This is a genomic window from Pseudomonas sp. RW407, assembly GCF_003176655.1.
Lineage (GTDB): Bacteria > Pseudomonadota > Gammaproteobacteria > Pseudomonadales > Pseudomonadaceae > Pseudomonas > Pseudomonas delhiensis.
Genome location: NZ_QGSL01000088.1, coordinates 990251 through 1009735 on the forward strand (window position 1 = coordinate 990251; position 19485 = coordinate 1009735).

Annotated in this window: 15 protein-coding genes, 2 tRNA genes and 1 pseudogene; 2 read left to right on the forward strand and 16 right to left on the reverse strand. The window is 68.6% G+C overall.

What is annotated here, in order from left to right:
* Together rlmB and rnr are read right to left on the reverse strand one after the other, a co-directional pair.
* A partial coding sequence (rlmB, locus tag DK254_RS11055; protein ID WP_109933988.1) for a 23S rRNA (guanosine(2251)-2'-O)-methyltransferase RlmB occupies positions 1-687 on the reverse strand: 687 nt, incomplete at its 3' end.
* A complete protein-coding gene (gene rnr / locus DK254_RS11060) occupies positions 684-3413 on the reverse strand; it encodes a ribonuclease R (RefSeq protein ID WP_109933811.1) in 2730 nt (909 codons plus the stop codon). The genes rnr and rlmB, both read right to left, overlap by 4 nt.
* A 206-nt stretch (positions 3414-3619) precedes the next feature.
* On the opposite strand from rnr, the gene DK254_RS11065 reads away from it, so the two are divergent.
* Positions 3620-3706, forward strand: a tRNA-Leu gene (locus tag DK254_RS11065).
* Positions 3707-3842: 136 nt separating this feature from the next.
* Positions 3843-3929 (forward strand) — tRNA-Leu (locus tag DK254_RS11070).
* Between the two features lie 88 nt (positions 3930-4017).
* Here DK254_RS11070 and DK254_RS35165 read toward each other — a convergent pair.
* From DK254_RS35165 to DK254_RS11135, 14 genes and pseudogenes are all read right to left on the reverse strand, one after another.
* The gene (locus DK254_RS35165; protein WP_371921132.1) at positions 4018-4902 is read right to left on the reverse strand and encodes a methyl-accepting chemotaxis protein; all 885 of its coding nucleotides are present in this window, start codon (positions 4900-4902) and stop codon (positions 4018-4020) included.
* Positions 4876-6003: pseudogene (locus DK254_RS35170) on the reverse strand (HAMP domain-containing protein); the annotation flags it as partial. The gene DK254_RS35165 and the pseudogene DK254_RS35170, both read right to left, overlap by 27 nt.
* A 433-nt stretch (positions 6004-6436) precedes the next feature.
* Entirely contained in the window at positions 6437-7732 is a 1296-nt protein-coding gene (locus DK254_RS11080; protein WP_109933813.1) for an adenylosuccinate synthase, read from the reverse strand.
* 74 nt (positions 7733-7806) lie between these two features.
* On the reverse strand, positions 7807-8985 hold the full coding sequence (locus DK254_RS11085; protein ID WP_109933814.1) for an ATP phosphoribosyltransferase regulatory subunit: 1179 nt from the start codon (positions 8983-8985) through the stop codon (positions 7807-7809).
* A gap of 35 nt (positions 8986-9020) precedes the next feature.
* Complete coding sequence (locus DK254_RS11090; protein ID WP_009613466.1) at positions 9021-9206, reverse strand: DUF2065 domain-containing protein; 186 nt, start codon at positions 9204-9206, stop codon at positions 9021-9023.
* Between the two features lie 107 nt (positions 9207-9313).
* Positions 9314-10183 carry a protease modulator HflC gene (gene hflC / locus DK254_RS11095; RefSeq protein ID WP_089389994.1) on the reverse strand — a complete coding sequence of 290 codons (870 nt, stop codon included), beginning with the start codon at positions 10181-10183 and terminating at the stop codon, positions 9314-9316.
* A complete protein-coding gene (gene hflK, locus DK254_RS11100) occupies positions 10183-11352 on the reverse strand; it encodes an FtsH protease activity modulator HflK (protein WP_109933815.1) in 1170 nt (389 codons plus the stop codon). Before hflK ends, hflC begins: the two co-directional genes overlap by 1 nt.
* A 94-nt stretch (positions 11353-11446) precedes the next feature.
* Positions 11447-12748, reverse strand: coding sequence for a ribosome rescue GTPase HflX (gene hflX, locus DK254_RS11105; protein ID WP_109933816.1), 1302 nt, complete (start codon positions 12746-12748; stop codon positions 11447-11449).
* Positions 12749-12760: 12 nt separating this feature from the next.
* Positions 12761-13009, reverse strand: coding sequence for an RNA chaperone Hfq (hfq, locus tag DK254_RS11110; protein WP_109933817.1), 249 nt, complete (start codon positions 13007-13009; stop codon positions 12761-12763).
* 100 nt (positions 13010-13109) lie between these two features.
* A complete protein-coding gene (gene miaA / locus DK254_RS11115) occupies positions 13110-14075 on the reverse strand; it encodes a tRNA (adenosine(37)-N6)-dimethylallyltransferase MiaA (RefSeq protein WP_109933818.1) in 966 nt (321 codons plus the stop codon).
* Positions 14076-14167: 92 nt separating this feature from the next.
* The gene (gene mutL / locus DK254_RS11120) at positions 14168-16069 is read right to left on the reverse strand and encodes a DNA mismatch repair endonuclease MutL (RefSeq protein WP_109933819.1); all 1902 of its coding nucleotides are present in this window, start codon (positions 16067-16069) and stop codon (positions 14168-14170) included.
* Entirely contained in the window at positions 16066-17502 is a 1437-nt protein-coding gene (amiB, locus tag DK254_RS11125; RefSeq protein ID WP_109933820.1) for an N-acetylmuramoyl-L-alanine amidase AmiB, read from the reverse strand. The genes mutL and amiB overlap by 4 nt, the downstream gene beginning before the upstream one ends.
* Positions 17503-17510: 8 nt before the next feature.
* Positions 17511-17978 carry a tRNA (adenosine(37)-N6)-threonylcarbamoyltransferase complex ATPase subunit type 1 TsaE gene (gene tsaE, locus DK254_RS11130; protein WP_109933821.1) on the reverse strand — a complete coding sequence of 156 codons (468 nt, stop codon included), beginning with the start codon at positions 17976-17978 and terminating at the stop codon, positions 17511-17513.
* Positions 17966-19468, reverse strand: a complete 1503-nt coding sequence (locus DK254_RS11135; protein ID WP_109933822.1) for an NAD(P)H-hydrate dehydratase — start codon at positions 19466-19468, stop codon at positions 17966-17968. The genes tsaE and DK254_RS11135 overlap by 13 nt, the downstream gene beginning before the upstream one ends.
* Between the last annotated feature and the right edge of the window lie 17 nt (positions 19469-19485).

A 19485-nucleotide genomic window follows, 5' to 3' on the forward strand; every position in this document is an offset into this window, starting at 1 on the left:
CACGTTCAGGCTGCTGACGCTGCCGCCCATGGGCAGCTTGGCCAGGTAGTCGCAGTGCTCGCGGGTCAGGCGGCGCATGCCCTTGCCCTCGGCGCCCATGACCAGCACCGTGGGCCCGGTCAGGTCCAGTTCGTAGAGGGTCTGGGTCGCCTCGCCGGCCGTGCCGACCACCCACAGGCCGCGTTGCTGGAGCTTCTCCAGGGTGCGCGCGAGGTTGGTCACGGCCACCAGCGGGATGACTTCGGCGGCGCCGCAGGCGACCTTGCGCACGGTGGCGTTGAGGGTCGCCGACTTGTCCTTGGGCACGATCACCGCCAGCGCACCGGCGGCATCGGCGGTGCGCAGGCAGGCGCCGAGGTTGTGCGGGTCGGTGACGCCGTCCAGGGCCAGCAGCAAGGCCGGCCCCGGGGTGCGCTCGAGCAGTTCCTCGAGCATGTTCTCGCCCCACACCTGGCTCGGGCTGACCTCGGCGACCACGCCCTGGTGCACGCCCTCGGCCCACTCGTCGAGCTCCTTGCGGTCACGGGTGCCCACCGGCACCCGCATTTGCCCGGCCAGTTCCACCAGCGCCTGGACCCGCGGGTCGTGCCGGCCCTCGGCCAGCCACAGCTGCTTGACGCGCTTGGGGTGATGGCGCAGCAAAGCCTCCACGGCGTGCACGCCGTAGACCTTTTCCCACTGGCTCATGGCTTCGCCTTACGCTTGCTTGCCGCGTCGCCCTGGCCGGTGCCTTCCGCCTTGGGCTTGGACGGCCCCTTGCGATGCTTGCTCGGCTTGGCGGCCTTGGCCTTCTGCTTCGACGGCTTGCGCGGCTTCTCCGCAGCGGCCTTGGCGTTCTTCGCCGGCGTGCCCTGGGCCTTGGCCGGCGGCCGCTTGCTACCCACCTTGGCTTCGTCGAGCAACGCCTGCTTCAGCGCGCGGCTTTTCCTGACGTCGGTGTTGCCGAGCATCTCGTCGGCCTTGGCGAGCATTTCCGGCGCGACCGAGGGCAACGCCTGGACCACGCCGACCTTGCGCTTGCGCGGCTGCACGCTGGGCAGCGGCGGCTCCGGCACTTCCTGCGCCAGCTCGCGCGGCTGGCCCTTGGCCCTGGCCGGCTTGGCGGCCTTGGCAGGTTTGCCGGGCTTGGCCGCTTCGGCCTTGTCGCCGCGCTTCTTTCGACCGATGGGCGCGCTGAGCACGTTGTCGGCCAGTTCGAAGTCGATCTTGCGCTCGTCCAGGTCGACCCGCGCCACCACCACCTGGGTGGTGTCGCCGAGGCGGAAGCTGCGCCCGGTGCGCTCGCCGGCCAGGCGGTGGTGCACGGCGTCGAAGTGGTAGTAGTCGCCGGGCAGCGCGGTGACGTGCACCAGGCCTTCCACATAGATGTCGGTCAGCTCGACGAAGATGCCGAAGCCGGTGACCGCGGTGATCACGCCGTCGAAGGTCTCGCCGACGCGGTCGCGCATGTATTCGCACTTCAGCCAGTTGGTGACGTCGCGGGTGGCCTCGTCGGCGCGCCGCTCGGTCATCGAGCACTGCTCGCCGAGCTGCTCCAGGCGCGGCTCGTCGTACGGGTAGATGCGTGCCTTGGCCATGCTGGTGGCGCCGGCGCGCTGCACCAGGTCGGTCTCGCGCTTGGAGCGGACCACGCTGCGGATGGCGCGGTGCACCAGCAGGTCCGGGTAGCGGCGGATCGGCGACGTGAAGTGGGTGTAGGCCTCGTAGTTCAGGCCGAAGTGGCCGTGGTTCTCCGGGCTGTACACCGCCTGGCTGAGCGAGCGCAGCATCACCGTCTGGATCAGCTGGAAGTCCGGGCGGCCCTGGATGGACTCGAGCAGCGCCTGGTAGTCGCCGGGGGTCGGCTCGCCCTTGCCGCGGTAGAGAGTCAGGCCCAGCTCGCCGAGGAACTGCCGCAGGTTGTTCAGCTTCTCCTGCGGCGGGCCGTCGTGGACGCGGTACAGTGCGGGGATTTCCAGCTTCTCGAGGAACTTGGCGGTAGCCACGTTGGCCGCCAGCATGCATTCCTCGATCAGCTTGTGCGCGTCGTTGCGCTGGGTCGGGCGGATCTCCGAGATCTTGCGATCGGCGCCGAAGACGATGCGCGTCTCCTGGGTCTCGAAGTCGATGGCGCCGCGCACGTGGCGGGCGGCGACCAGCACCTTGTACAGGTCGTAGAGGGTGCGCAGGTGCGGCACCACGTTCGGCAGTTGCTCGGCCAGGCGCGCGGCCTCGGGGCTGTCCGGGGTCTCCAGGTACTGGCTGACCTTGGTGTAGGTGAGCCGCGCGTGGGAGTGGATGACCGCCTCGTAGAACTGGTAGCCGGTCATCTTGCCGGCCTTGGACAGGTTCATCTCGCAGACCATGGCCAGGCGGTCGACCAGCGGGTTCAGCGAGCACAGGCCGTTGGAGAGGATTTCCGGCAGCATGGGGATGACGCGCTCGGGGAAGTACACCGAGTTGCCGCGCTTGGCCGCCTCCTCGTCCAGCGCCGAGCCCACTTTTACATAGTGGGAGACGTCGGCGATGGCGACGTACAGCTTCCAGCCACCGCCCTTGCGCTTCTCGGCGTAGACGGCGTCGTCGAAATCGCGGGCGTCCTCGCCGTCGATGGTCACGAACGGCAGGGTGCGCAGGTCGACGCGTTTCTCCTTGTCCTTCTCCGCCACTTCGGGCTTGAGCTTGGCCGCTTCCGTCTCCACGCCCTGGGGCCAGACATGGGGGATGTCGTAGCTGCGCAGGGCGACTTCGATCTCCATGCCCGGCGCCATGTAGTCGCCCAGCACTTCCACCACTTCGCCCTGGGCCTGGCGGTGCACGCTGGGCCACTGCTCGATGCGCACCTGGACGAACTGGTTGTGCTTGGCGGTGCCGTTCTTGCCCGGGGCGATCAGCACTTCCTGCTGGATCTTCGGGTTGTCGGCGACCACGGTGCCGATGCCGCCCTCTTCGAAGTAGCGGCCGACCAGGGTCTCGTGGGCACGCTCGATCACCTCGACGATGGCGCCTTCGCGGCGGCCGCGGCGGTCGAAGCCGGAGACCCGCGCCAGGGCGCGGTCGCCATCGAACACCAGGCGCATCTGCGTGGGGCTGAGGAACAGGTCGTCGCTGCCGTCGTCGGGGATCAGGAAGCCAAAGCCGTCGCGGTGGCCGGCGATACGGCCGCGGATCAGGTCGAGCTTGTCCACCGGGGCGTAGGCGCCGCGGCGGGTATAGATGAGCTGGCCATCGCGCTCCATGGCGCGCAGGCGACGGCGCAGAGCTTCTTCCGACTCCTCGTCGGCGAGCTTGAATTCTTCCAGCAGTTGCGCGCGGGTCGCAGGCGCGCCGCGTTCGGCGAGGTGCGCCAGGATGAGTTCGCGGCTGGGGATGGGGTTTTCGTATTTTTCCGCTTCGCGGGCGGCCTCGGGATCGAGGGTTTGCCAATCGGCCATCAGGGTGAGAGCACCTTATTCGTCTATAGATATGAGCGTCATCTGCTTATTGAAGCGCGAAATCCGCTCGTCGGTCAGCTTTGACCAAGAATAAATTTTTTATCGCATCAGGGGTTTACAAGCCAAAGTGGGCTCCGTATAGTTCGCGCCCACAGCGTCACTGAGACGTTGTAACACGGAAACGATGAGCAATCATCGCATCCAGTGCCCAGGTGGCGGAATTGGTAGACGCACTAGGTTCAGGTCCTAGCGGTGGCAACACCGTGGAAGTTCGAGTCTTCTCCTGGGCACCATTTTTCACGATAGAGCCAATGGCTGTATCGCGGCGGTTCGGAACCCTGATAACCGGACATTGAGACGCCGAAGCGACCGAAAGGTTGCAATACCGCAAGACGATGAGCGATCATCGCACCCCATGCTGAAAAGCATGCCCAGGTGGCGGAATTGGTAGACGCACTAGGTTCAGGTCCTAGCGGTGGCAACACCGTGGAAGTTCGAGTCTTCTCCTGGGCACCATCTTCAAGCGAAAAAGCCGAGCACTGCTCGGCTTTTTCGTTTCCGTCGTTCGCAGGTGCGGGCCGGACACATCGCCCAGCCCCTCCCCTCATGCCTTGAACTGCCCCAGGCTGGCGCGCAGCTGCGCCGCCAGGCCATCCAGCACACGCCCGCTGCTGGCGGTTGCCGCCACGGCTTCCGCGGCGCGCCCCGCCTCGGCATGGATCACCTCGACACGCCCGCGCACCGCGACCGCACCGGCGGCCTGCTGCTCGGCGGCATGGGCCGCCGACTCGATGGCGCCATGCACCTCCTCCACGGCCCGCTGCACTTCGCGCTGCAGGCGCTCGCTGTCATGCAGCGCGGCCAGCCCCTGCACCGCCTGCTCGCGCGCCTGGCCGATGGCCTCCACCGCCTCGCGCGCGCCACGCTGCAAGGCGTCGATATGCGTCTGGATGTCGCCGGTGGATTGCTGCGTCTTGCTCGCCAGCGCCCGTACCTCGTCGGCCACCACGGCGAAACCGCGGCCGCTCTCGCCGGCGCGGGCCGCCTCAATGGCGGCGTTGAGCGCCAGCAGGTTGGTCTGCTCGGCGATGCCGTGGATCACCGAGAGCACCACCTCGATCTGCTCGCTCTGCTGCGCCAGCTTCTCGATCACCCCGGCGCCGCTCTGCACGCGGGACTCCAGGGTCTCGATGAGGCCACCGACGCGCCGGGCGATGGCGGCGTTGTCGTCGGCCGCCTTGCGGATGGATGCCACGCGCAGCAGCGCCTCCTGCATGGCCTGGCTTTCCAGCTGGGCCTCCGCGGCCATACCGGCAAGCGCCTCCAGGCTGCCCGCCACCTCGTTGCGCTGGCGGTCGGCGGCCGCCTCGGCGCTGGCGCTGCGCGAGGCCAGCGCGGCGATCTCGCTGCCGGTACGCTGCGCCACTTGCCCCGCCTCGCGGACGATGGGCTGCAATTTGTCGACGAAGCGGTTCACCGCGGTCGCCATCTCACCCACCTCGTCACGGCTGTCCAGGCGCACGCGGCGGGTCAGGTCGCCCTCCCCGGCCGCCAGGTCGTCGAGCGCATCGATCAACAGGCGCAGGCGATTGACCACCCGCCGCCCGAGCACCAGGGCCAGCACCAGCAGCACACCCAGCCCCACCAGCAACAGCCCCAGGCCGATGTGCCAGCGCAGGCTGCTGGCGGAAGCTTCCACCGCGCCGCGGGCGCCCTGGCTCATCTCGCCGGCCGCCTGCTGCGCCGCCTGCAGGCGGGCACTCAGCGCCTTGTTGCTGTCCGCGGCGGCGCCGGCCAGGCTGTCGGCCACCAGCTGGTCGCCACTGGCGATCAGGGCGGAGAAGCGCTTGTCCAGGGCCTCCACCTGCTTTTCCACCTCGGCCGTGGAAATGCCCAGGCGCACGGTACCTATCACCACGCCATTGGGGCTGATGGGCACGCTGGCGAGAATCACCGAATCGTCGTGGGCCGCCGCCTCCAGCACCTTGTCCAGGGCCCGCTCTCCCTGGCCCTTGGCGAGCAGCGCCTGGATGCGCGGGTCCTCGCGGTTGAGGTAGCGCGTCAGGTGCTGCCCCTGGGCATCGTCGTAGACCACGAAGAGCACGTTGGGGTTGGCCTGGGCGCGCCGGGCGTATTCGGAGAGCGTCGGCACGTCGTTGTCCCACATGGCCTTGGGCGCCACGGCGGCGAGCAGCTGGGCGAGCTGCTCGGCGGATTGCCGCAGGCTCTGTTCGAGGCTCTGGCGGGTTTCACCACGCTCCTCCTCCAGGCGCGCCGACAAGGCGGCGCCAAGGCGCTCGCGGGTACGGGCGGACAACTCGGTCAGCCCGGAGCTCAGCTCGCCACCGGCGCGCTCCAGCTCGCCGGCCAGGCGCTGCGACTGGCCGCCCAGGCGCTCGCCCAGGTCGGCCACCAGTTGGTCCACGGTACTGCGGGTGAGCCACAGGGCGATCAGCAACTGCACCAGCAGCGCCAGGCCCAGGGCGATGAACACGGGGCGCAGCAGGCGGCTGCGCAAAAGCGAAAGGACGGCGGACACGGAGTGCCTCCTCGGGTAACGGAATACTGGCGCGGGATGCGCCGATGCCATTTGCCAGCAAGGGGCGTGCCGTCGAGGTGGCCATTTACCGGCGGAGTGGGGTTGGGGGCTTTTTCGTAGGAGCGAGCTTGCTCGCGAAGGGTGTTTATTGGTGAGCGTTTGGCGTTCGCCCCGAGAACACCCTCTCCCTAACCCTCTCCCTGAAGGGAGAGGGGACCGTTCGGTGTGTTTGGATACTTTGGAGTCAGCCGGCAATGCCGAAAGCTACCGGTTGAAATTTAGCTTTCAGCCGGCACGGACTGCCCCCTCTCCCTTCAGGGAGAGAGCTGGGGGGAGGGAAGAGTCAAACCAAGGCACCGTAGCCACAGGCGAGCAGGGTTCGCGAGCAAGCTCGCTCCTACGAAAAGCCAAACGAAAAAAGCCGCTTCCCCCATCATCAGGAGAAGCGGCTTTTCACGCCCTTCGCAGCCGAAGCCGCGACGGATCAGCCGAACGGATGGCGCAGGACGATGGTCTCGTTGCGGTCCGGGCCGGTGGAGATGATGTCGATGGGCGCACCGACCAGCTCCTCGATGCGCGCGATGTAGGCGCGGGCGTTGGCCGGCAGGGCTTCCAGGGTCTTGGCGCCGACGGTGGATTCGCTCCAGCCCGGCAACTCCTCGTACACCGGCTGCAGGCCGATGTAGCTGTCGGCGTCGGTCGGCGCATCGACCAGCAGTTCGCCGGCGGCGTTCTTGTAGCCGGTGCAGATACGCACGGTTTCCAGGCCGTCGAGCACGTCCAGCTTGGTCAGGCACAGGCCGGACAGGCTGTTGATCTCGATGGCGCGACGCAGGATCACGGCGTCGAACCAGCCGCAACGGCGGGCACGGCCGGTGGTGGCGCCGAACTCGTGGCCGACCTTGGCCAGGTGCGCGCCGACGTCGTCGAACAGCTCGGTCGGGAACGGGCCCGAACCCACGCGGGTGGTGTAGGCCTTGGTGATGCCCAGGATGTAGTCCAGGTACAGCGGGCCGAAACCGGAGCCGGTGGCGGTGCCGCCGGCGGTGGTGTTGGAGCTGGTGACGAACGGGTAGGTGCCGTGGTCGATGTCCAGCAGCGAGCCCTGGGCGCCTTCGAACATGATGTTCTGGTCGGCGCGGCGCAGGTCGTGCAGGGTCGAGGTGACATCGGCCAGCAGCGGCTTGAGCTGCTCGGCGTAGGCCATGCACTCGTCCAGGGTCTTCTGGAAGTCGACCGCCGGCTCCTTGTAATAGTTCTGCAGGACGAAGTTGTGGTAGTCCAGCAGCTCGCCCAGCTTGGCGGCGAAGCGCTCGCGGTGGAACAGGTCGGCCACGCGCAGGCCGCGACGGGCGACCTTGTCTTCGTAGGCCGGGCCGATGCCGCGGCCGGTGGTGCCGATCTTGGCGTCGCCGCGGGCCTTCTCGCGGGCCTGGTCGAGGGCCACGTGGAAGGACAGGATCAGCGGGCAGGACGGGCTGATGCGCAGGCGCTCGCGCACCGGTACGCCCTTCTCTTCCAGCTTGACGATCTCGCGCAGCAGCGCGTCGGGCGCCAGCACCACGCCGTTGCCGATCAGGCACTGCACGCCTTCGCGCAGGATGCCCGACGGAATCAGGTGCAGCACGGTCTTCTCGCCGTCGATCACCAGGGTGTGGCCGGCGTTGTGGCCGCCCTGGTAACGAACCACGGCAGCAGCCTGGTCGGTGAGCAAGTCGACGATCTTGCCTTTGCCCTCATCACCCCACTGGGTGCCCAGGACTACGACATTCTTACCCATAACACTTGTCCCCATCGTGGATATTCGGTGCCGGCCTCGGCCGGCGGAAACTCGCGGTGCCCGTCGATCACGGGTCAGAAGGGCACCACCTGCCAATTGCCTTCGCGCAGCTGCAGTTGCGCATCGCAACCCGCCTCGCGCGCCGAAGCCGCATCCTGCCCGGGCAGCGCCTGAACCACGCGCCGTCCGTCGCGGCGCAGCTGCTGCACCGCCTGCCAGAGGCCGGCCCCTTCGGCCGGCGCCCAGATGCCTTGCACCGGCGCGTCCAACTGAGCCTGGCCCAGGGTCACCAGGGTCTTCAGGTCGGTGGAGAAGCCGGTGGCCGGCCGCGCACGGCCGAAGTCGGCGCCGATGTGGTCGTAGCGACCACCCTGGGCGATGGACTCGCCGACGCCGGGCACGAAGGCGGCGAACACCACCCCCGTGTGATAGTGGTAGCCGCGCAGCTCGCCGAGGTCGAAGTACAGCGGCAGCTGCGGGAAGCGTTGCGCCAGGGCGTCGGCAATGGCGACCAGGTCGGCCAGGGCGGCCTTGACCACCGCCGGCGCGCCGGCCAGCACTGCGGCGGCCTGCTCCAGCACCTCGCGGCTGCCGCACAGCTCGGCCAGGGCGCGGAGCATGCCGGCGAGTTCGGCCGGCAGGCTGTCGGTGAGCGCGGCGACTTCATCCACCGCCTTGCGCTGCAGGGCGTCGAACAGGGCCTGCTCGGCCTCGCCGGAAAGGCCGGCGGCACGGGCCAGGCCACGGTAGATGCCGACGTGGCCGAGGTCCATGTGCACGTCCGGCACCTCGGCCATGGCCAGCATGTCGAGCATCAGGCTGATGACTTCGACGTCGCTCGCCGGGCTGGCGTCGCCATAAAGCTCGGCACCCAGCTGGATCGGGCTGCGCGAGGTGGCCAGGGCACGCGGGCGGGCATGCAGCACGCTGCCGGCGTAGCACAGGCGGTTCGGGCCCTCGCGGCGCAGACTGTGGGCGTCCATGCGCGCCACTTGCGGCGTGATGTCCGCACGGAAGCCCATGAGCCGGCCCGAGGCCGGGTCGGTGACCTTGAAGGTGCGCAGGTCCAGGTCCTGGCCGGCACCGGTCAGCAGGGACTCCAGGTATTCGATGTGCGGGGTGACGACGAACTCGTAACCCCAGCGCTGGAACAGGTCCAGCACCTGACGCCGGGCTGCTTCGACGCGCGCCGCCTCAGGTGGCAGCACTTCTTCGATCCCATCTGGCAGCAGCCAGCGGTCTACCGTTGCCATGTCGCCTCTCCCCTTTCAGCCGGGCGGCAATTCATCTAGTGAATCCAGTAAAGAAGGCCGGTGCCGAGCAGCATGCTGCCCAGCCCGATGAGCCGCAGGCGCCGGTCGTCGAGGCGACCGAGCCCGCTGACGGCCTCACGCCAGCCACGCGGATACAGGAAAGGGAGGATGCCCTCCAGCACCAGCAACAGACAGAACGCTTTGCCGAATTCCTGCCACATGGCCCTTGTACACAGATCTCGCGGACGCAAAAAAGCCGGGATTTCCCGGCTGACCCATGATAACACGTTTTCTCCGGCGGGCGCTGCCGCCCGCCGGAGAACCCCACTCAGGGCTTGGACTTCTCCAGGTAACGGAAGAACTCGTTTTCCGGGCTCAGCACCAGGACGTCCTTCTTGTCGGCGAAGCTGTCGCGATAGGCCTTGAGGCTACGGGTGAAGGCGTAGAACTCCGGGTCCTGGCTGTAGGCCTTGGCGTAGATCGCCGCCGCCTTGGCGTCGCCCTCACCGCGGGTTTCCTCGGACTGCCGATAGGCCTCGGCCAGCAGCACACGGCGCTGGCGGTCGGCGTCGGCGCGGATGCCCTCGGCCAGCTCGCGGCCCTTGGCGCGGTGCTCGCGGGCCTCGCGCTCGCGCTCGGTGCTCATGCGCTCGAACACGCTGCGGTTGACTTCCTTCGGCAGGTCGATGGCCTTGACGCGCACGTCAATGACCTCGATGCCCAGTTCCTTCTGCGCCATGCGGTTGAGCGACGCGGTGATGTCGCCCATCAGGGCGTCGCGCTCACCGGACACCACCTCGTGCAGGGTGCGCTTGCCGAACTGGTCGCGCAGGCCGGCTTCCAGGCGCCGCGACAGGCGCTCGTCGGCGATCTGCTTGAGGCCCGAGGTCGCGGTGTAGAAGCGCTCGGCGTCGGAGACGCGCCACTTGGCGTAGGCGTCGACCATCACCGCCTTCTTCTCCAGGGTGAGGAAGCGCTGGGTCGGCGAGTCCAGGGTCAGCAGGCGGCCGTCGAACTTGCGCACCTGGTTGACGTACGGAATCTTGAAGTGCAGGCCGGGCTGCACGTCCGGCTCGACCACGCGACCAAAGCGCAACAGCACCGCACGCTCGGTCTGCTGCACCACGTAGATGCTGCTCCACAGCGCCACGGCAGCCACCACGGCGGCGATCAGGGCGATCAGGGACTTGTTACTCATCAGCGGCTCTCCCTGGTGCGCAGGTCACGTTGCTGCAGGTCGCTGGCGACCCGCGAGCCGATGTCCGGCGTGCTGCTCGTCGTGCCCGTCGCGCCACTGCCCGGGGTCGCCGAGCCACGGCCGTCGATCATCTTGTCCAGCGGCAGGTAGATCAGGTTGTTCTGCCCCTGCTGCCCGGTGACCAGCACCTTGCTGCTCTGCGACAGCACGTCCTGCATGGAGTCCAAGTACAGGCGCTCGCGGGTCACCTCGGGCGCCTTGCGGTACTCGGCGACCAGCTTGCTGAAGCGATCCGCCTCACCCTCGGCGCGGGACACCACCTCGTCGCGGTAGCCGTTGGCTTCCTCGATGATGCGCTGGGCCTGGCCACGGGCTTCGGGCACCACGCCGTTGGCGTAGGCCTCGGCCTGGTTCTTCTCGCGCTGTTCGTCTTCACGGGCGCGGATCACGTCGTCGAAGGCTTCCTGCACCTCGCGCGGGGCGGCGGCGCTCTGGATGTTCACCTGGGTGACGGTGATACCGGTCTTGTAGGTGTCCAGGAAGCGCTGCAGGCGATCGCGCACATCGGTGGCCATCTGTTCGCGGCCCTCGGTGAGGATCTGGTCCATGGTGGTGGAACCGGCCACGTGGCGCAGGGCGCTCTCGGTGGCGTGCTGCAGGCTGACCTCGGGCTGGTCGACGTTGAGCACGAAGTCCTTCAGGTTGCTGATCTTGTACTGCACGGTCAGCGGAACCTCGACGATGTTCTCGTCCTCGGTGAGCATCTGCCCCTGCTTGCTGTAGGCACGCTCGCGGGTGACGTTCTCCTGGAACCGGCGGTCGATCGGCGGGAAGTAGAAGTTCAGGCCCGGGCCCACGGTGTCGTAGTACTTGCCCATGCGCAGGATGACCGCCTGCTCCTGCTCGTCCACCACGTAGATAGCGTTGTACAGCCAGAGCACGGCGAGCACGGCCAGGCCGATGCCGAACAGGCCCAGGCCACCGCCCTTGCCGCCGACGGGGCTGCCGCCGCGCGGTTTCTTGCCGCCGAAGATGCGATTGAGGCTGTCCTGCAGCTTGCGGAAGGCCTCATCGAGATCCGGAGGGCCCTGGCGGCCGCCACCACGGCGCCCACCCCAGGGGTCCTGATCATTCTTGTTCGAGTTGTCACCCGGCTCGTTCCAAGCCATAGCGCTCTCCATCTAGTAACGCGAAACGCGCCTGCGGCGCGACCACCCATGCTACCGAATGCCCGCCTCGGTGCCAAAAGCACCGTCCCGGGCTTTATTGCAAAGTGTGTTGCGCAATGAACTCCGCCGGCTGCCATCCCTCGCGGCTGACCAGGCGGTTCAACTCGACACGCGGCAGGCGAACCTGCAAAACGGCGCGTCCCTGCTCGTCATGGTCCTCGGACTGCACCGCACCCAGCTCGAAGAACTGTGCGCGCAGGCGCCCCAGGCGCTGCGGCAGGCAGAGCGTACCGACGAACAGGTCGTCGCCCAACAGCTCGGCCACCGCCTTTTCCAGCAGCTCCAGCCCGCGCCCGTCACGGGCGGAGAGCCAGACCCGCACCGGCTTGCCGGTCTCGTCGCGCTGGATTCGCGCGTCCATTTCCGGCAGCAGGTCGATCTTGTTGTACACCTCGAGCATCGGCAGCTCGTTGGCGCCGATCTCGGTCAGCACCGCGTGCACCTGCTCCACCTGCGCGTCGCGCTCCGGCTCGTGGGCGTCGATCACGTGCAGCAGCAGGTCGGCGTTGCTCGACTCTTCCAGCGTAGCGCGGAAGGCCTCGACCAGCTTGTGCGGCAGGTGACGGATGAAGCCCACGGTGTCGGCCAGCACGACCGGGCCGACGTCCTCCAGCTCGAGCCGACGCAGGGTCGGGTCGAGGGTGGCGAACAGCTGGTTGGCCGCGTAGACCTCGGACGTGGTCAGGGCATTGAACAGCGTGGACTTGCCGGCGTTGGTGTAGCCGACCAGCGAAACCGAGGGGATTTCCGCCCGGCGCCGGCCACGGCGGGCCTGTTCGCGCTGGCTGCGGACCTTCTCCAGGCGCTGCTTGATCTGGCGGATGCGTGCGCGCAGCAGGCGGCGGTCGGTTTCCAGCTGGGTTTCACCCGGGCCGCGCAGGCCGATACCGCCCTTCTGCCTTTCCAAGTGGGTCCAGCCGCGCACCAGGCGCGTGCTCATGTGCTCGAGCTGGGCCAGTTCCACCTGCAGCTTGCCCTCGTGGGTGCGGGCGCGCTGGGCGAAGATGTCGAGAATCAGACCGGTACGGTCGAGCACCCGGCATTCGAGGACGCGTTCGAGGTTGCGTTCCTGGCTGGGCGTCAGGGTGTGGTTGAAGATGATCAGCTCGACTTCCTGGGCTTGCACCAGGTCGCGCAGCTCATCGACCTTGCCACTGCCGATCAGGAACTTGGCCGACGGCTGATGGCGCGAAACGTTGACGAACGCCACCGACTCCGCACCCGCCGAACGGGCCAGCTCCTGGAATTCCTGCGGGTCTTCGCGCGCCTCGGGGTCCTGACCTTCCAGATGCACCAGAATGGCCCGTTCCCCACCACCCGGGCGCTCAAAGAACAAGGCGGGCTACCCTCAAGCGTTGCCCGGCTCGACCGGTTGATCGCCGCTGGGCAGACGCACCGGACGGCTGGGCACGACGGTGGAAATGGCGTGCTTGTAGACCATCTGGCTGACAGTGTTCTTCAGCAGAATCACGAACTGGTCGAAGGATTCGATCTGACCTTGCAGTTTGATGCCGTTCACCAGATAGATGGAGACCGGTACGCGTTCTTTACGCAGGGTGTTCAGGTAAGGGTCTTGTAGCGAATGCCCTTTTGACATATGCCGCACTCCTTTAGGGAATCAATAGATTTAGTAGTAGTCGAATGGCTTCTTGCCGTCGGTAACCCCAAGGATAGACGGCTGAATTATGGTCTCGAACCTATATGGAGACCGCCTCAAGATATTTCAAGGCACGCGGCAGATTGTCGCCTGCCAGACTGTCCAACCAGTGTAGATGGCCCCAGCTGCGCAGCCAGGTGAACTGGCGCTTGGCTAGTTGCCGGGTGGCAATCACGCCGCGCTCCTCCATCTCAGCGTAGGACAGTTTGCCCTCGAGGTATTCCCATACCTGTCGGTAGCCCACGGCACGAATGGATGGCAGCCCGGCGTGCAAGTCGTCTCTCGCGCGAAGTGCTTCGACCTCGGCGATGAAGCCCTGTTCCAGCATCTGACGAAAACGTTGCGCGATTCGCGCGTGCAGTACCTGGCGCTGCTGAGGTGCAATCGCCAGTTGCGCCACAGTATACGGCAATTGCGCCCCGCCTGGCGCGCTGGCACCGGCATTTTCAGCCGCCTGGCGACGACGGTGGTCGCTCATCGACAAGCCGCTGACGCGTTGCACTTCCAGCGCCCTGACCAGGCGTTGCGGGTCGTTGGGGTGGATGCGTGCCGCCGACTCCGGATCGACCCGCTGCAGCTCCGCATGCAGGGCCGCCCAGCCTTCGGCCGCGGCCCAGGCCTCGAGCTCGGCGCGCACCGCCGGATCGGCGCCGGGCATGTCCGCCAGGCCTTCCAGCAATGTCTTGAAATACAGCATGGTGCCGCCGACCAGCAGGGGAATGCGTCCCGCCGCGGTGATCTCGGCCATGGCCGCCAGCGCATCGGCACGGAATTCCGCCGCCGAATAGCTTTCGGCCGGGTCACGGATGTCGATCAGGCGGTGCGGGAACTGTTCGAGTATCTCCCTGGACGGCTTGGCGGTGCCGATGTCCATGCCCCGGTAGACCAGCGCCGAATCCACGCTGACCAGCTCGCAGGGCAGCAGCCGCGCCAGTTCCAGCGCCAGGTCGGTCTTGCCGGCGGCGGTCGGGCCCATGAGGAAGATGGCGGGAGGCAGGGAGGACATCGGCAACTCTTCGGCGCAACGGGCGCGCGCCAACCGCGCGCTGAATCGATTGGCGCGCAGTTTACTGCACTTGGCTTGCGGCTGGCTTTATTTCAACGCCCGCGCAGGAAGAGTTTGTCCAGCTCGTCCAGGCCCAGCTGCGTCCAGGTGGGCCGGCCGTGGTTGCACTGGCCGCTGCGCTCGGTGATTTCCATGTCGCGCAGCAGGGCGTTCATCTCCGGCAGCGTCAGGCGCCGGTTGGCGCGCACCGCGCCGTGGCAGGCCATGGTCCCGAGCAGCTCGTTGAGGTGCGCCTGGATGCGGTCGCTGGTGCCGTATTCCAGCAGGTCGGCGAGCACGTCGCGCACCAGTTGGGTCGCCTCGGCCTGCTTGAGCAGCGCCGGGACCTGGCGGATCGCCAGGGTTTCCGGGCCCAGGCGCTGCAGCTCGAAGCCGAGCCGGCTGAACCAGGCCGAGTGCTCCTCGGCGCAGTCGGCCTCGCGCTCGCTCACCGCGAGGGACTCGGGCACCAACAGCGGCTGGCCGCGCAGGCCCTCGCTGTCCATGGCGATTTTCAGGCGCTCGTAGGTGATGCGCTCATGTGCCGCATGCATGTCCACCAGCACCAGGCCGTGGGCGTTCTCGGCGAGGATGTAGATGCCCTTGAGCTGGGCCAGGGCATAGCCCAGCGGCGGGACGTCCTGGGCGCTCTCGGGCAGCGGCTGGGGCGCGGACTGCTCCGGCAGCGGCGCGAAATAGGCGCGGTAGGCGCCCTGGGCCTCGGCGGCGGGCGGCAGGTCCTGGCGCGGCGGCTGGTAGGAATAGCCGCCACCACCGCCGGAGGAGCCTCCGGAGCCGCTCCAGGTACGCGCCGCGGCCGGCGCCTCCAGGACCTTCTCGGACAGGCTCATCTCGCCCTGCGGGCCGAACTCGCCGGCCTCCAGGCCGCTCGGGCGCGGCACGGTCAGGGTGGTGGCCCCCGGCGGCGCCAGCTGGTCGTCCGGACGCACCTCGGCGAGCGCCCGGTGCAGGGTGCCGTAGAGGAAGTCGTGGACCATGCGGCTGTCGCGGAAGCGCACCTCGTGCTTGGTCGGGTGCACGTTGACGTCCACCGTCGCCGGGTCGACCTCCAGGAACAGCACGAAGGTCGGGTGGCGGCCGTTGTAGAGCACGTCGCGGTAGGCCTGGCGCACCGCGTGGGCGACCAGCTTGTCGCGCACCATGCGGCCGTTGACGTAGAAGTACTGCAGGTCCGGCTGGCTGCGGGAGAAGGTCGGCAGGCCGACCCAGCCCCACAGGTGCAGGCCGTTGCGCTCGATCTCGATGGGCAGCGCCTGCTCGAGGAAGGCCGGGCCGCACACGGCGCCGACGCGACGCGCGCGGGCCACTTCGTCGCCGGCCTCGTGCAGGCTGAAGATGGTCTTGCCGTTGTGGCGCAGGTGGAAGGCCACGTCGAAGCGGGCCAGGGCCAGGCGCTTGATGACTTCCTGCAGGTGGTCGAACTCGGTCTTCTCGGCGCGCAGGAACTTGCGCCGCGCCGGGGTGTTGAAGAACAGGTCGCGAACCTCGACGCTGGTACCCACCGGATGCGCCGCCGGCTGCACCCGCGGCTGCATGTCGCGGCCCTCGGTCTCCACCTGCCAGGCCTGCTCGGCGTCGGCGGTGCGCGAGGTCATGGTCAGCCGCGAGACCGAACTGATGGAGGCCAGGGCCTCGCCGCGGAAGCCCAGGCTCATGACGCTTTCCAGGTCTTCCAGCTCGCGGATCTTGCTGGTGGCGTGGCGCGCCAGGGCCAGCGGCAGATCGTCGGCGGGGATGCCGCCGCCGTCGTCGCGCACCCGCAGCAGCTTGATGCCGCCCTGCTCCACCTCGACGTCGATGCGCCTGGCACCGGCGTCCAGGCAGTTCTCCAGCAGCTCCTTGATCACCGAGGCCGGGCGCTCGACCACCTCGCCGGCGGCGATCTGGTTGGCCAGCCGCGGGCTCAGCAGCTGGATGCGGTGCAACGCGTTCATTGCTGGGCCGCCAGGGCGGTGGCCGGGATGTTCAGCACCTGGCCGATCCGCACGCTGTCGCTCTTCAGGTTGTTGGTGCTGCGCAGGGTGGCCATGCTCACGTCGTAGCGCGCGGCGATCATCGACAGGCTCTCGCCGGCACGCACCACGTGCTGGCGCGGCCCGCTGGAAAGCTGGCCGCCGTCGCGCAGCGAGGCGATGTAGGTGCCCGGCGGCGGCGTCTGCACGAAGTACTGGCGCACGCCCGCGGCGATCGAGCGCGCCAGGGCCTGCTGGTGCGAGGCGCTGTTGAGCTTCTGCGACTCGCCGGGGTTGGAGATGAAGCCGGTCTCCACCAGGATCGACGGGATGTCCGGCGACTTCAGCACCATGAAGCCGGCCTGCTCCACGCGGTTCTTGTGCAGCGAGGTGACGCGGCCAACGCTGGTCAGCACCTTGTGGCCGACGTCCAGGCTGGAGGACATGGTGGCGGTCATCGACAGGTCGAGCAGCACGCCGGCGAGCATGTGGTCCTTGTCGTCCAGGCTGACGCTGCCGTCGCCGCCGATCAGGTCGGAACGGTTCTCGCTGTCGGCCAGCCAGCGCGCGGTCTCGGAGGTGGCGCCGCGGTCGGAGAGGGCGAACACCGAGGCGCCGAAGGCGCTGCGGCTGGGCGCGGCGTCGGCGTGGATGGAGACGAACAGGTCGGCGCCCTTCTTGCGCGCGATGGCGGTGCGCCCGCGCAGCGGGATGAAATAGTCGCCGGTGCGCGTCAGCTCGGCGCGGAAGCCCTTCATCTGGTTGATCTGCCGTTGCAGCTCGCGGGCGATGGACAGGGTGATGTTCTTCTCGTGCAGGCCGCTGGGGCCGGAGGCGCCCGGGTCCTCGCCGCCGTGGCCGGCGTCGATGGCGATGATGATGTCGCGCTTGCCGCCGGCCGGCACCGGCGCCTTGGCCACCGGCTGCGTCGGCGTCACCGGGGTGGCCGGCTGGTTCGGCGTGGGCGTGGCGGGCACGTCGGGGGTGATGTCCGCGCCCTGGTCGTACAGGTCCACCACCAGGCGGTTGCCGTACTGCTGGTTGGGCGGCAGGACGAAGCTCTTGGGCGTCACCTGGGCGGACAGGTCCAGCACCAGACGCAGGTCGGTGGGCGAGCGTTGCGCCGAGCGCACCGAGGTGATGGGGGTGTTCTTCAGCTTGAGCTGGTTCAGCGCGGTGCTCATCTGCGCGCCGCTCAGGTCGATGACGATGCGGTTGGGCGCGCTGAGGGTGAACAGGCTGTGCTGCACCGGGCCGGACAGATCGAACACCAGGCGGGTGTTGTCCGGTGCGCGCCACAGGCGCACGCTCTTGATCTGCGTGATTTGCGCGGCGGCAAGAACCTCGCCGGCGCCCAGCGCCAGCAGGATGAACAACCCGGCCAACAGCGCCCGAAGGCGCAACCCCCAACCCATGTTTTTTCTCATGCTCCCGTAGCCAGGACGGCGCACCAGGCTTCGCCCCGCACTCCGTGCGGTTCCAGGCGCAGCATGCGGCCGCCCGCTTGCGGAGTAATGGTAATGTCCAGGTCGGCCTTTGGCAAAATGCCCGTGCCTCTTTCGGCCCACTCGATCAGGCACAGGGCGTCGCCTTCGAAGTAGTCGCGGATGCCCAGATATTCCAGCTCCTCGGGGTCGGCCAGGCGGTACAGATCGAAATGAAAGGCGCGCACCTCGCCCAACTCGTAGGGTTCGACCAGGGTGAAGGTCGGGCTCTTCACCGCCCCGGCATGGCCCAGGCCGCGCAGAATGCCGCGCGAGAGCGTGGTCTTGCCGGCGCCGAGGTCGCCGTGCAGGTAGATCACCCCGTGCCCGCCGGTAGCCTGGGCGATCCTCGCCCCCAGTGCGTACATGGCCTCCTCGCCGTCGGCGAACAGCTTCAGTTCAGGCATGGGGCGAACTCCTCGAGCAACTGACGAACGGCAGGGATCAGGTCGCTGGCGGCGAGGCCCCGCCCCTGCGCGCCAAGCATCTCGCCGGCACGGGCATGCAGCCAGACGGCCAGGCAGGCGGCGTCGAAGGGCTCGAGTTTCTGCGCCAGCAACGCGCCGACCACGCCGGACAACACGTCGCCCAGGCCGGCGGTGGCCATGGCCGGGTGACCATGGGAGCACAGCGCCAGGCGCCCATCCGGCGCGGCCACCAGGCTGCCGACGCCCTTGAGCACGGCCACCGCCTGGTAGCGGCTGGCCAGCTCGCGCGCGGCGGCGGCCCGGTCGGCCTGCACCTCAGCGGTGGAGCGGCCCAGCAGGCGCGCCGCCTCGGCGGGATGCGGGGTGATCACCAGGCTGCCCGACGGGCGCTGCACCCGGCCCTCCGCCAGCAGGTTGAGCGCATCGGCGTCCCACACCTGGGGCAGCGCCAGGCTGACCGCGGCGCTGGCCAGGCAGCGGCCCCAGGCGTTGCGGCCGATGCCGGGGCCAACCACCAGCACGCTGGCGCGCTCGGCGGCGCGCAGCACCTCGGCGGAGGAGGACACGCCGCGGGTCATCAGTTCCGGGCAGCGCGCCAGCGCCGCCGGCACGTGGGCGGCGCGGGTGGCGACGGAGACCAGCCCGGCGCCGCTGCGCAGGGCCGCCTCGCCGGCCAGCAGGCTGGCGCCGCCCATGCCGTGGTCGCCGCCGATCAGCAGCAGGTGGCCGAACAGCCCCTTGTGCGCCGCCTTCGGCCGCGGCGCCAGGTGCGCCAGGCTGGTCGGCGCCAGGCGCGTGGCCTGGGCGTCCCCGGGCAGTTGCGCGGGGTCGGCGTCCAGGCTGTCGAAGGCCAGCTCGCCGCACTGGTCCGGGCCTTCGGCGGTGAACAGGCCGAACTTGAGGCCGATGAAGGTCACCGTCAGGTCGGCGCGCACCGCGCAGCCCAGCACCTGGCCGGTGTCGGCGCTGAGGCCGGAGGGGATGTCGATGGCCAGCACCGGCAGGCCGCTGGCGTTGATGCGTGCGATGGCCGTCGCGTATGGATCACGCACCGTGCCGCCAAGACCGGTGCCGAGCAGCGCATCCACCAGCACACCATGCAGTTCGGCGTGTTCGTGCCAGGGCAGGATGGTCACGCCGGCGGCCAGGGCCTCGGCATGGGCCGAGGCGGCGTCGCCGGCCAGCCGCGCGGTATCGCCCACCGCCAGCACGCGCACGTTCCAGCCGGCGCGCCGGGCCAGGGCGGCGACCAGGTAGCCGTCGCCGGCGTTGTTGCCGTGCCCGGCCAGCACCGTCAGGCGCCCGGCGTCCGGCCAGCGCCGGCGCAGGGCGCGCCAGGCCGCGTGGGCGGCACGCTGCATGAGTTCGAAGCCGGGGGTGCCGGCGGCGATCAGGCGCGCGTCGAGGTCGCGCACCTGCCGGGCGCTGTACAGCGCGGTCGGCAGGCTGTCGTGAGGATGCGAATTCATCGGGTTTCCGCGGGGAA